The 12,497-nt window shown below is 68.9% G+C and carries 14 protein-coding genes; 12 read left to right on the forward strand and 2 right to left on the reverse strand.

The annotated features are described in order from the left end of the window. The first annotated feature begins 270 nt into the window (after positions 1-270). From EJ903_RS25380 to EJ903_RS27290, 7 genes are all read left to right on the forward strand, one after another. The gene (locus tag EJ903_RS25380) at positions 271-4,599 is read left to right on the forward strand and encodes a strawberry notch family protein (RefSeq protein ID WP_126620670.1); all 4,329 of its coding nucleotides are present in this window, start codon (positions 271-273) and stop codon (positions 4,597-4,599) included. Beyond that, positions 4,599-5,657, forward strand: a complete 1,059-nt coding sequence (locus EJ903_RS25385) for a DUF7146 domain-containing protein (protein WP_126620671.1) — start codon at positions 4,599-4,601, stop codon at positions 5,655-5,657. The genes EJ903_RS25380 and EJ903_RS25385 overlap by 1 nt, the downstream gene beginning before the upstream one ends. A 310-nt stretch (positions 5,658-5,967) precedes the next feature. Further along, entirely contained in the window at positions 5,968-6,897 is a 930-nt protein-coding gene (locus tag EJ903_RS25390; protein WP_126620672.1) for a DUF2493 domain-containing protein, read from the forward strand. 164 nt (positions 6,898-7,061) lie between these two features. Next, positions 7,062-7,490 (forward strand): hypothetical protein, encoded by a 429-nt coding sequence (locus tag EJ903_RS25395; protein WP_119830870.1) that lies wholly within the window; start codon positions 7,062-7,064, stop codon positions 7,488-7,490. Positions 7,491-8,090: 600 nt separating this feature from the next. Continuing rightward, entirely contained in the window at positions 8,091-8,420 is a 330-nt protein-coding gene (locus tag EJ903_RS25400) for a DUF736 domain-containing protein (protein WP_126620673.1), read from the forward strand. A 67-nt stretch (positions 8,421-8,487) separates the two neighbouring features. Continuing rightward, positions 8,488-8,760 (forward strand): hypothetical protein, encoded by a 273-nt coding sequence (locus EJ903_RS25405; RefSeq protein ID WP_126620674.1) that lies wholly within the window; start codon positions 8,488-8,490, stop codon positions 8,758-8,760. Positions 8,761-9,073: 313 nt separating this feature from the next. Further along, positions 9,074-9,211, forward strand: a complete 138-nt coding sequence (locus tag EJ903_RS27290) for a hypothetical protein (protein ID WP_174237363.1) — start codon at positions 9,074-9,076, stop codon at positions 9,209-9,211. Between the two features lie 53 nt (positions 9,212-9,264). Here EJ903_RS27290 and EJ903_RS25410 read toward each other — a convergent pair whose 3' ends face one another. Further along, entirely contained in the window at positions 9,265-9,699 is a 435-nt protein-coding gene (locus EJ903_RS25410) for a type II toxin-antitoxin system VapC family toxin (protein WP_119830172.1), read from the reverse strand. Positions 9,700-9,709: 10 nt separating this feature from the next. Beyond that, positions 9,710-9,952: a type II toxin-antitoxin system Phd/YefM family antitoxin gene (locus tag EJ903_RS25415; RefSeq protein ID WP_126620675.1), complete on the reverse strand. Its 243-nt coding sequence runs from the start codon at positions 9,950-9,952 to the stop codon at positions 9,710-9,712. Positions 9,953-10,275: 323 nt separating this feature from the next. Between EJ903_RS25415 and EJ903_RS25420 the strand changes: the two genes are divergently transcribed. The 5 genes from EJ903_RS25420 (at position 10,276) to EJ903_RS25435 (ending at position 12,452) form a co-directional block, all read left to right on the forward strand. Continuing rightward, positions 10,276-10,524 (forward strand): DNA -binding domain-containing protein, encoded by a 249-nt coding sequence (locus EJ903_RS25420; protein WP_119830174.1) that lies wholly within the window; start codon positions 10,276-10,278, stop codon positions 10,522-10,524. A gap of 131 nt (positions 10,525-10,655) precedes the next feature. Then, positions 10,656-10,964: a transcriptional regulator domain-containing protein gene (locus tag EJ903_RS28200; protein ID WP_377007662.1), complete on the forward strand. Its 309-nt coding sequence runs from the start codon at positions 10,656-10,658 to the stop codon at positions 10,962-10,964. Positions 10,965-11,007: 43 nt separating this feature from the next. Further along, complete coding sequence (locus EJ903_RS25425) at positions 11,008-11,442, forward strand: DUF2285 domain-containing protein (protein ID WP_126620676.1); 435 nt, start codon at positions 11,008-11,010, stop codon at positions 11,440-11,442. Positions 11,443-11,580: 138 nt separating this feature from the next. Next, the gene (locus tag EJ903_RS25430) at positions 11,581-11,892 is read left to right on the forward strand and encodes a helix-turn-helix transcriptional regulator (RefSeq protein ID WP_126620677.1); all 312 of its coding nucleotides are present in this window, start codon (positions 11,581-11,583) and stop codon (positions 11,890-11,892) included. Positions 11,893-11,903: 11 nt separating this feature from the next. Then, entirely contained in the window at positions 11,904-12,452 is a 549-nt protein-coding gene (locus EJ903_RS25435; RefSeq protein ID WP_417281859.1) for a replication initiator protein A, read from the forward strand. Positions 12,453-12,497 lie beyond the last annotated feature (45 nt).

Genomic DNA, 12,497 nt, shown 5'->3' on the forward strand with positions numbered 1-12,497 from the left:
TCGACCCAGCTCCCGCCATAAGGGCCGACATACAGAATCCATTTCAACGAACGCTGCTACTCATCTTTTCCAAATGCGATTCCCGTGCTCCATGCATCGTCATGGGACCCGGGCCACTGTCGATTGATGCCGCATGGGACGACATCTCGCTTCGCCCTCAATCACGCCCCCGCCTTGAGAGTCAGAGGAGTGCCCGAACGGGATTGAGCCGGAGCGGTCGAGAGAGCGCCGGATCGGCTCGCCCCGTTTCCGCTCTCCCGAGGCGTTTCCATGTCCGCGTCATTGTTTGCCGCCGCCGTTTCGGCCGCGCCGCCCGCTCATTCCGTCATCGCCGATCCGGTCGAGGCCATCCATCGGGCGGCCCGCCACCTCCTGCCCCATCTCGAGCAGGGCCGACGGATCGACGCCGCCCTGTTGCGCGACGCCCTGACCCGCGCCTTCGATGGTTCCGACGCCGCAGGCGCTTGGGACTGGAAGACCGCCTACGAGGCTGGCGAAGCGGCGACGGTTCTGTTTCTGCGCAAATACGGCGCGGCGCTGTTGCGCACAGCCGGTTCTCCGGCGGCGGCCTTGCCGCTCTTGGCCCGGATCGCCGGGCTGCTGCCCACCCACACCCGCCGCTCCGAGGACAGCCAGAGTTATCAGCAATTTTCGACGCCGATCCCCTTGGGGCTGGCGGTGGCCACGTCGGCGGCGCTCACCCCCGCCGACCGGGTGCTGGAACCCTCCGCCGGAACCGGCCTGCTGGCCATCTTCGCCGAGATCTCCGGGGCCGCCCTTGCCCTGAACGAATTGGCCGACACCCGCGCCGGGCTGCTCGCCCGCCTGTTTCCGGCGGTCGCCGTCACCCGCTTCGACGCCGCCCAGATCGACGATCATCTGGCCGCCGTCATCGCTCCCTCGGTCGTGCTGATGAACCCACCCTTCTCGGCAACCGTCCAAGTCGCCGGACGGAAGGCCGACACCACGCTCCGCCACATCACATCGGCGCTCGCCCGCCTGACCGATGGCGGTCGGTTGGCAGCGATCACCGGCGCGGGCTTCGCACCGGACGCGCCCGCTTGGCGCGACGCCTTCGTCGGCTTGCAGGAACGCGGGCGGGTGGTGTTCACCGCCGCCATCGACGGCGCGGTCTACGCCCGGCACGGCTCCAGCGTCGACACCCGCCTGCTTGTCATCGACAAGCGGCCCGCCGACGACCCGACCGACTTTCCGTCCTCGCCCGGCGTCGCCCCCGATGTCGCCACCCTGCTGGGCTGGATCGCGGCCCAGCTGCCGCCGCGCCTGACGCTGCCCGGCGGCGGTTCCACCCTCAAACCGGAGGCCCTGTCCCCATCCCGCCGCCCCATCAGCTTTCGGCCCGCCAGAGCGGCCCGCCACCCCGCCGCCGATGAGCCGAAAGCGGTCGATCTCGCTTACGAAACCATCGACTGGTCCCCGCCCGAGGGCGTGCGCCTCACCGACGCCCTCTATGAGGAATACGGCTTGCAGTCGATCTGCATTCCCGGCGCCCAGCCCCACCCCACCAAGCTGGTGCAGTCGGCGGCGATGGCTTCGGTGGCGCCACCCAAGCCCACCCATCGGCCACGCCTGCCGCCCCGCCTGATCGACGACGGTCGGCTGTCCGACGCCCAGCTCGAAACCGTGATCTATGCCGGCGAGGCCCATGCCGACCATCTCGCCGGGGCGTGGACGGTGGACGCGACCTTCGACAAGGTGTCGGCGGCTCCCGACGATGCCCCCGACGCGGTGCGTTTCCGCAAGGGCTTCATGCTGGGCGACGGCACCGGGGCCGGGAAAGGCCGCCAGTCGGCGGCCATCATCCTCGACAACTTGCTGCGCGGTCGCCGCAAGGCGCTGTGGATCAGCAAGTCCGACAAGCTGATCGAGGACGCCCAGCGCGATTGGTCGGCGCTGGGGATGGAACGGCTGCTGGTCACGCCGCTGTCGCGCTTCGCCCAGGGGCGGCCGATCACGCTGACGGAAGGCATCCTTTTTCTAACCTACGCCACGCTGCGCTCCGACGACCGTGGCGACAAGGTTTCGCGGGTGCGCCAGATCGTGGAATGGTTGGGCGCCGACTTTGACGGCGTCATCATCTTCGACGAAAGCCACGCCATGCAGAACGCCGCAGGCGTCGCGTCCGACCGGGGCGATCCGACGCCCTCGCAGCAGGGGCGCGCGGGGCTGCGCCTTCAGCACGCCCTGCCGGACGCCCGCGTGGTCTATGTCTCGGCCACCGGCGCCACCACCGTCCACAACCTCGCCTACGCCCAGCGCCTTGGCCTGTGGGGTGGCGAGGATTTTCCCTTCGCCACCCGCGCGGAGTTCGTCCAGGCGATCGAGGCGGGCGGCGTGGCGGCGATGGAGGTGCTGGCCCGCGACCTGCGCGCGCTCGGCCTCTACACCGCCCGCTCGCTGTCCTACGACGGCGTCGAGTATGAGTTGGTCGAGCACGCCCTGACGCCGGAACAAGCGGCGATCTACGACGCCTATGCCGGGGCCTTCGCCATCATCCACAGCCATCTCGACGCGGCGCTGCGGGCCGCCAACGTCACCGGCGACAGCGGAACCTTGAACCGACAGGCCAAGTCCGCCGCCCGCTCGGCCTTCGAGAGCGCCAAGCAGCGTTTCTTCGGTCATCTGCTGACCGGCATGAAGACGCCGACCCTGATCCGTTCCATCGAGCGCGATCTTGAACAGGGTCACGCCGCCGTGGTGCAGATCGTCTCGACCGGGGAGGCGTTGATGGAACGCCGGTTGGCCGAGATTCCCACCGAGGAATGGGCCGACATCCAGGTGGACATCACCCCCAGGGAATATGTCCTCGACTATCTCGCCCATTCCTTCCCGGTGCAGCTTTATGAGCCCTTCACCGATGGCGACGGCAATCTCTCGTCGCGGCCGGTGTGCCGTGACGGCCAACCGGTCAACAGCCGTGAGGCGCTGGCCCGCCGCCAGGATCTGATCGAACGGCTGGCCGCGTTGCCGCCGGTTCCCGGCGCCCTCGACCAGATCGTCCAGCGCTTCGGCACCGATCTGGTGGCCGAGGTGACGGGGCGGTCGCGCCGGATCATCCGCAACGGCCACCGTTTCCAGGTCGAAAGCCGGGCCGACGCCGCCAACCTCGCCGAAACCCTGGCCTTCATGGACGACCGGAAACGCATCCTGGTGTTCTCCGACGCGGGCGGCACCGGACGGAGCTATCACGCCGCCCTGACGGCGAAGAACCAACGGCTGCGGGTGCATTACCTGCTGGAGCCGGGTTGGAAGGCGGACGCCGCCATTCAGGGGCTGGGGCGCACCAACCGCACCAACCAGGCCCAACCCCCGCTGTTCCGCCCCATCGCCACCAACGTCAAAGCGGAGAAGCGCTTCCTGTCCACCATCGCCCGCCGCCTCGACACGCTGGGCGCCATCACGCGCGGCCAGCGGCAGACCGGCGGGCAAGGCCTGTTCCGGCCCGAAGACAATCTGGAATCCTCCTATGCCCGCGACGCCCTGCGCCAGCTCTACCAGTTGCTGGTCCTCGGCAAGATCGACGGCTGCCCCTTGTCGGTGTTCGAGGCGGCGACGGGCTTGACGCTGACGGACGAGGGCGGCCTCAAGGACGTATTGCCGCCGATCACCACCTTCCTCAACCGGCTGCTCGCCCTCACCCTCGATTTGCAAGGCGTGCTGTTCACCGCCTTCGAGCGGCTGCTCGACGCCCGCATCCAGGGGGCCATCGCCAGCGGCGCCCATGATGTCGGGTTGGAAACGCTGCGGGCGGAAAGCTTCACCGTCACCGAACGCCACAGCATCCACGTCCATCCCAAGACCGGAGCGGAAACCCGCCTGCTGACCATCCGCCAACGGCAGCGCAATCACCCGCGCCGCCTGGAGGACGCGCTGGAGGCGTTGAGCGATCCCCGCGCCCGCTTGCTGGTCAACCAACGGTCGGGCCGCGCCGCCGTGCAGGTTCCGGCCCGCAGCGTCATGCTCGACGACGGCGAAATCGAACGCCGCGTCCGCCTGCTGCGCCCGATGGAGGTCGCCACCCTGCGGCTGAAGGCGATGGCGGAGACCCATTGGGTCGAGGCCGACCAGGAGGCTTTCGCCGCCGCCTGGACCGCCGAGGTGGCGGAGGTTCCAGAGTTCACCGACAGCCTGCTGCGCATGGTCACTGGCCTGCTGCTGCCGGTCTGGAAACGCCTGCCCGCCGGTTCGACACGGGTCTACCGGCTCCAAACCGACGACGGCGAACGGATCATCGGACGCGCCGTTCCTCCCGCCTGGGTGACGGGCATCGAGGCCGCCAACACAGTCGCGCTTCCCCCGTCGGACGCCTTCGCCGCTCTGATGGAAGGGCGAACCATCCTCGACCTCGCCGAGGGCCTTCAACTTCGTCGGGTTCGGGTGATGGCCGCCCACCGTCTTGAACTGTCCGGCTTCACCGACGCCATGCGCGAACGGTTGTCCGCTTATGGCCTGTTCCACGAGATCATCGCCTGGAAGCTGCGCCTGTTCATTCCCACCGATGCGAATGGTCCGGTGGTGTTGGCCCGGGTGCTGAAGCGCTTTCCGATCCAGCGCGTCGGCGAGCGGGGGGCGGCGTGATGACGCGCGGCGACGCCGCCGACCTCTCCCGCCGCCTTGGCGGTCAGGCGGAAGCGGTGTGCCGTCGCTATCTTTCCGCCGGTCGCCGCGAAGGACGTTACTGGCTGGTCGGCGACATCCTCAACAGCCCCGGACGCTCGCTGTTCGTCCGCCTGACCGGGCCGGAGAGCGGCAAGGGAGCGGTCGGCAAATGGACCGACGCCGCCACCGGCGAACACGGCGATCTGCTGGACCTCATTCGCCGATCCTGCGGTCTGTCGAACTTCAAGGACGTCGCCGACGAGGCCCGCGCCTTCCTCAGCCTGCCCCGAGAGGCTCCAGACCCACCCTCCGCCTCCCGCTCCCCTCCGGCGCCGTCCGGGTCGCGTGAGGCGGCCCGGCGGCTGTTCGCCATGTCCCTCCCGCTTCATGGCGGCATTGTGGAAACCTATTTGCGGAATCGCGGCATCACGGCCCTGCACGACGCCGACAGCTTGCGCTTCCACCCCCGCTGCCATTGCCGCCCGGACGACGCCAGCCCGCCCGAGCCGCGACCGGCGATGATCGCCGCCGTCACCGACGTGAGCGGTCGTTTGACGGGCGCGCACCGCACCTGGCTGACGCCCGACGGCGCGGGCAAAGCGCCCATCGCCACCCCGCGCCGGGCGATGGGCGACCTGCTGGGCCATGCCGTCCGCTTCGGCGCGGTTCGTGACGTTCTGGCGGCGGGCGAAGGGATCGAGACCATGCTGGCGTTGCGCATGACCCTGCCCCGCCTGCCGATGGCGGCGGCCTTGTCCGCCGCCCATCTCGCCGCCCTGCGGTTCAGCGCCGGGCTGCGTCGCCTCTACATCGCCCTCGACGCCGACCCGGCGGGCGAGGCGGCCCGGAGCGTCCTGACAGCAAGGGCCGTCGAGGCGGGGATCGAGGCGATCCCCCTGTCGCCGACGCTGGGGGACTTCAACGACGATCTGCGCCGCCTTGGTCTTGACGCCCTCCGCGCCGCCGTTCGGATTCAGATCGCGCCGGAGGATGTCGACCGTTTCATGCGCGGATCGGTCTTGCCGGAGACGGGTTGACCGGAACCCGGTGACGGCGCGCGGTCATCGCTTCGGCGCGACGCTGTCCTGTCCCGCCAAGGAAGCCGCTCCCCGGCCTTCAAGAGGGCGATCGGGCCGCAGGCGTCCCGGCTCCCGCAACGGCTCCGGTCGGCTATTTTCCGGCGGCGCTGCGCGCCGTTCCATCGCGACACAAAATAGCCGCCCTCCGCCGTCCTCCGCTGACGCTCCGGCCCCACCGGGAGGTGGGGTGCGGAACCGTTCCTGCCTGCGGCTGTCCGCCGCCATGAAGGCCGCGAGGGGCGCGGCCAACCCGGCAAAGGACAGCGCCATGACCACCGATTGTGACCACGAACCACCGCACGCGGCCAGCTCCACCGCCCACCTTCTCGACGAACTCCAGCTCTATGGCTGGCGTCCTTTCCAGGACGACCCCGATCCCCGACCGCTGCCCGACAGCGCCCTGATCGTCGGAGCCGTCTCCGACATCTTCGACGCCCTGGCCGGAACCCTGGGCGACACCCGACTGGAACCCGACCTCGAAAACCTGCTGTGGTCCGCCGTCAACCTGTTCCACCGCGCCGTCGCCCGGATCGAACGGGAACTGGACGACAACGAGCAGGCCCAACGGCGCTCACAGCGGGAGCAGGATGGTTCGGAGGTCAAATCGGTGGATCTGGAGCGCCTGACCGCCGAGGGGATGACCCTGCTCGAACGCCGCGACGCCATGGAGATCTTCCGCGACGCCGCCGCCGAACGGTTCGAGCGCCACACCGGCTCAAGCTGGCGGCCACCCGCCGGTTCGATGGTCAGCCACCGCGCCCTGACCGCCGCGATGATCGACAGCCGCGATCACCTCGCCGCCCGCAGGCGGGCCGAGGCCGAGGTCATGCTGCCCCCCGGCCCCAAGATCGCCGTCACCGGCGGCCTCGACTTCAACGACCACCGGCTGATCTGGGACACGCTGGACCGCGTCCGCGCCAAGCACCCCGACATGGCGCTGCTGCATGGCGGCGGTCCGAAGGGGGCCGAGCGCATCGCCGCCGCCTGGGCCGACAACCGCAAGGTTCCTCAGATCGCCTTCCGCCCGGAATGGAACAAGCACGCCAAGGCCGCCCCCTTCAAGCGCAACGACGCGCTGCTGGCGGTTCTGCCGGTGGGCGTCATCGTCTTCCCTGGCAACGGCATCCAGGAGAATCTCGCCGACAAGGCCAAGGCTCTCGGCATCCCGGTGATGCGGTTCGGCAAGGGCGGCGCATGAACGCCATCACACCGCCCTGTGACAAGAGGCGGACGCCGACGACCGAAGCGGGAGCCTTCCGGGTTCCCGCTCGCGCCGCGCCGTCCGCGTTGGTAAACTCTGTCACGCGCCGTGGAGGTGGTGGAAGGCGCGATCCGTTGGAACCCTTTCACGGAGACGCCTTCATGTTTGTCCTCGGCCCCGTCATCGTCCTGAGCGCCATCGGCTTTTTCTGCTGGCTGCTGTTCACCCTTGCCGTATACGCCCTCCCCGCCGTCGTCGGCGTCCATGTCGGCGTCTGGGCCTGCCAGACCGGCGCCGGGCTGTTGGGCGGCGTCATCGTCGGTCTGCTGTCCGGCGGAGCGACCTTCGGCGTTGGGCAATGGTTGCTGATCGCCGTGCCCTGGAACTGGGCGCGGCTGCTGATCGTCGCCATCTACACCGTCCCGGCGGTCGTGGCTGGTTACAGCGCCACCCACGGCGTCACCCAGATGGCCATGCCGTCCCCCGTCTGGCAGACGGTCTTCTCCGTCGTCGGGGCCATCGCGGTCGGCGTCACCGCCCTGCTGCGGATCAGCGGCATGACCGCCGACACGGCGCAGCCGGGGACATGACCAGGGCCTGCATTCCACCCTGCCCGCCCGGATAGCGGAACCAACGGACGACGCACACAGCCTCACCCGTCAATCCGTCCGGCGGCACGGGCACGCCGAAACGGTTCGTCGCCCGCCCCGGATTTGTCCTCATCCGCCGGACCCGTTCTGGCGGACACCCTCATCCCGCGCCGTCCAACGCTCACGGTGGGACCTGGGGGTTCACGGCAGGGCTGGCAAGAAGGGCGATACGGTTCTCGCCGTCCTGGGCGGGAGGAGGACCGCGCCGGATGGTGCGCCGTCGGTCTTGCTGGCCCCGGCGGTGGTCGCCATCGTCTCCCTGACCCTGACCGTCCAGTCCGGTCTCCCCAAACGGCCTCTCCGATGGGCTGATCTGGCCCAAGAGCGGCTGACGCCTCGACCGCCTATGGCGCAACGGCGGCGTTGAAACTTTCTTCCCCTGGGCTGCGCCCATTCCTCGCGCCTCAAGAAAGTTCCCCCGCCGCCGTCCTCCGCTGCGCTGCGGCCCGCAAGGGGTGCGCCGCCGGTCGTCTTGGGCCGGGCGATCACCATCGAGGCCGCATGGGGCGGACCCGAAGACAGACATCACGGAGACGGATCATGGCGACCATCGGCACCTTCAAGAAGACCGGCGGCAACGACTACACCGGCGAGATCGTCACCCTCAGCGTCCAGGCCAAGAACGTCCGCGTCGTCCCCGACGCCCGCGCCACCGGCGAGAACGCCCCCAGCCACCGCGTCTTCATCGGCCGCGTCGAAATCGGCGCCGCTTGGTCCAAACGCTCCAGCGAAGGCCGCGACTATCTGGGCCTCAAGCTGGACGATCCGAGCTTCACCGCGCCGATCTACGCCAACCTGGTTGGCGACGAGGATGGCGAGGGCTTCAGCCTCATCTGGTCCCGCCCCCAGGGCCGCCGCAACGGCAAGTGACCGCCCGGACGACGCCCCGCCCGGTCCATCCGAGCGGGGTCGGCCATTCCCTCACGCAGGAGCGCCGATGATGAGCCGCTACGACATCGAAGCGGACGACGCCGTCCACAACCACCTTGACATCACCATCGGCTGGGATCGCCCTCTCGGCACTTACTTCGTCCAGGTCCTTGACCCGACCCGCGACGAGGAAGAGGACGGGCACGAGATCCTTTGGCGCGGCGCCAGTTTCAGCGACATCCTCGCGGTGGACGACGCCATCGCGCTGATCGCGCCCTGGGCCAGCATCCCGCCCGATCTGCGGGCGTTGCTGATCCTCGACCGCATCCGGTCTGTCTGACCGCCGCCGCCTGACGCGCCCTCCGGGGTGCGTCAGACGGCGGCTTGATGTGGGCGACACGGCCAAGACTCACCGCCGTAGCCGCCACAAAACAACACCGTCTGCTCAGATCGCCCCAGTGTGCCCGGCGCAGCCGGACGCCTCAAGGCCGCGCGGCCCCTCCCATTTTGTTGGGGATCGTCGAAAACGACGCCCCCCAACAAAATCGGCTCCTCCGCGCGCCGACTGCGCCGGTCGCGGGCGCGAGCCTTGACCCGTCCCCCTCCCGCCCGGACGCGGGCGTCGTCTTTCACACCCGTCGAGGGAGATGACGATGACGCTCGAACAGCACATCGAGGAACTGCGCGCCGAACTCGGACACGGCTCCCGCCAGGAACACCGCCGGATCGAACGTGAGCTGAAGGCGGCCTGCGAGGAACTCGCCCGCCGTCTGGCCAGGAAGCCGCGATAGCGCCTCCCAAACCGGCCGCTCCACCCAACCTGGAGCGGCCCGACCTGTCCGACCTACCGGGGCAAAGCCGAAAAGGGATCGATCACGTCGACGCCCAACGGCGCGAAATGCCGAAGATTGCGGGTCAGGATGGTCAATCCGTGATGCCGCGCCGTCGCCGCGATGGCGATGTCGGCGAATCCCGGGGCTTGGCCTTGACCCCGCGCCTGATCGGAAAGCCGCCCCGCCACCCGGGCCACCGCCAGATCGAACGGCAGGATGCGGCGGCTGTAGAGATGCAACAGCGCCTCCAGCCACGCTTCCAGATCGGCGGCCTTGCGCGTCGCCCCTTCCCGCCGCAGCTTGGCGACGCCGTCCTCGACCTCCGCCACCGTCACCGCCGACAGGTAAAGCCGCGCCGACCGCTCGTCCATCCAGGCCAACAGGTCGGTCGACGCGACTTTGGAGGGGGCGCCGGCGGACAGGACGTTGGTGTCGACCAGATACACGGCGGCGGCCTCAGAAGCCAGAGTCGCGCATCGGCGCGGCGTCGCGCGCCGACACGTCGTCGGGTGCCAGCGGGGCGCTCATCAGCAAGCGGCCAAAAGACGGAACCTGGGACAAACGCTCCCATTCGGCAAAGCTGAGAACCACCGCTTCCCGCTTGCCATGCCGGGTGATGATGGCGGGTTCGCCGCGCACCGCGTCATCAATCACGGCCGACAGGCAGGCCTTGGCCTCCCGAAGCTGAATTTCACGCATGAGCGCCCCCCGCAAGATGTGACCACTATGGTCATATGGGGTCCCGCGCGCGCCGAGATCAAGCCGGATCGCCGTCGGCCGAACCGAAAGACGGGCGCATCCGGCCAAGGCCGGACCAAGCTCTGTTCCGCCGGTTGTCCGGCTCCACGAAGCCCCGTGCCGGGTCTTCGCGCCCGGGGCGTGACGATTCCTTGCGCGAGGCGCCCGAACGTCCCTGCGGATCAGCGCCGCATCACCGAGGCGGGCCGAACCGGCAGAGCGCCTCGAACCGGATGGCCTTGAACGCGCAATCGACTAGAATACCCCATAGGAAGGATACTCTTATGCCTCAAAGCTATCTGGACGAACCGCCGCAAAGCGCAACACTCACACCGTATGACCGTGAGCATATGACGTTGTATCTGCGCCTGCTGGACGCCGCCACCGACGGCGCGCCGTGGGAGGAAGCCGTTTCTGTCCTGTTCGGCCTTGATCCCCGCCGTGAACCGGAGCGCGCCAAGCGTGTTCACGACTCCCATCTCGCCCGCGCCCGTTGGATGAGCGAGAGCGGCTATCGTCTTCTGCTCCGTTAAGGCTCCCCCAAACGATCTTGTTGCCGCGCTGGCAACGCCTGTTCACGCCGCGCCCTCTTCAACGCGCGGTTTTTCCCGCCAAACTGTCCTTGCGGGCACCGAAATGTGCGGTGTGGGATGCGGAGATGACCATGACTCCAGACACCTCACAATGGCGGGTTGCGGAACGCTATGATTACATCGGCGCCATCTCCGCAGCCGAACTCGCCTGGGAATGGCTGCGGCGCAACACCCGCTACCAGATTGACCACCGTGACCATGCCCGAACGCTGGCGTCCCAGCAACGCCACAGTCCCGACACGGTGACGTGGCCGACCTGTTGGGGGTTGCGATTTCCCGATCAGACCCAGCGCGCGCGCCATCGACACGCCAATCTTCTGGACGCCGTCCGACCACACCGCCGTCGTCCTGCTGGTCCCCACCCCGTCCGTCCTGCTTGACCGAGCCAGCCATTTCCAGGCGCTGACGGTGGACGAAGGGCGAATGGACGAACTCGGCCTGCATCTCCATGTCGACCTTGGCGACGGCGACCGGCTTCAACTGCTCCGGCTTGCCCCAGCCACCGCCAATCAACCGCTCGCCGCCCTGGTTCCTCTCGACAAGGATGGCCCGGATCGGCTGGACTCCATCGCCCGGCTGCTGCGCGCCCGGCTCGGTCGCCCGATTCCCTCCGACACCCGCCTGACCTCCCAGCAACGCCGCCGCGCCCGCCACATGCTGCAAGCGGTTGACGGCCGAATGAACGGCGCTGGCTACCGCGACATCGCCAAAGCCATCTTCGGCGTCGAGCGGGTGAACGACCATCCATGGAAGACGTCGCCGCTGCGCGACCTCACCATGGATTTGGTCAAGGACGCGTTCGCCATGATCGCCGGGGGCTACCGCGCGCTTCTTCGCCGCCGACACCGGGGATCATAGCCCCATGGGCCGTCGGCCAGGGGGTGGGAATCAGGCCCGGCTTTCTTCCCCCTCCCCCTTCCCGGCCCTTGTTCGCCACCGTGGCCCCTGTCCGCCGCTGACCACCAGCGGCGACGCCGACAGCACGGAGGCACGATCATGAAGCCCGATTTCGCCAGTCTCCCGCCGCGCTTCCTGCGCACCCCCGAAGCCGCGCAATTCCTCGGCCTGTCCGGCCGCACCCTGGAAAAGCACCGCACCTACGGCACCGGCCCCGCCTACCGCAAGCTGGGTGGCCGCGTCGTCTACGCCCTGGAGGACCTCCAGTCCTGGGCCAGCCGTGGCGCCGTCACCTCGACCTCCGACCCCAACGGCGCGCTCAGCGCCGCCAAGCCCCGGCCCGCCACCAGCCTTCCCGCCATGGGCCTTCCAACCCGACCGCCGGTCGCCACCGGCCAGCGGCCCCGCTGAGGAGCGTCGCCATGGTTGGCCGTCTCGTCGCTTCCAGCGAACGTTCCCGCCTCGACCCGTTCGTCGTGGCCACGGGCGACGCCGCGCCGCGCGACCAGCGCGACCTGATGGAGCGACCCTTCTTCTCGCTGGCCAAGGCCAAACGGGTGGCGCCGATTCTCTACGAGGCTGGCGCCGTGCGCGTCGAGGTCTTCGCCGTCGCCGAGCACGGAATGGCCACCATCTGGGACGCCGACCTGCTGATCTGGGCCGCCAGCCAGATCGTCGCGGCGGAGACGGCGGGGCTGAAAACCTCCCGTTTCCTGCGCTTCGTCCCCTACCAGCTCCTCACCGCCGTCGGTCGCCAGACCGGCGCCCGCGACTACAAGCTGCTCAAGAACGCCCTGGTCCGGCTCCAATCCACCGTGGTCCGCACCACCATCCGCCAGGGCGAGCACTGGCGTCGGCGCCAATTCTCCTGGATCAACGAATGGGAGGAGATGACCCGGCGCGACGGTCGGGCCGAAGGCATGGAAATCGGGGAGTATCCGGAATTTCGTGCTCGGCGGGGCGGGTTTTAATCTCAGGCGCTCATCGCCTTTGAGAAACGCTCGCCGAACATGACG

Origin of the sequence: Azospirillum griseum (assembly GCF_003966125.1) — a bacterium.
In the GTDB taxonomy this organism is placed as follows: domain Bacteria; phylum Pseudomonadota; class Alphaproteobacteria; order Azospirillales; family Azospirillaceae; genus Azospirillum; species Azospirillum griseum.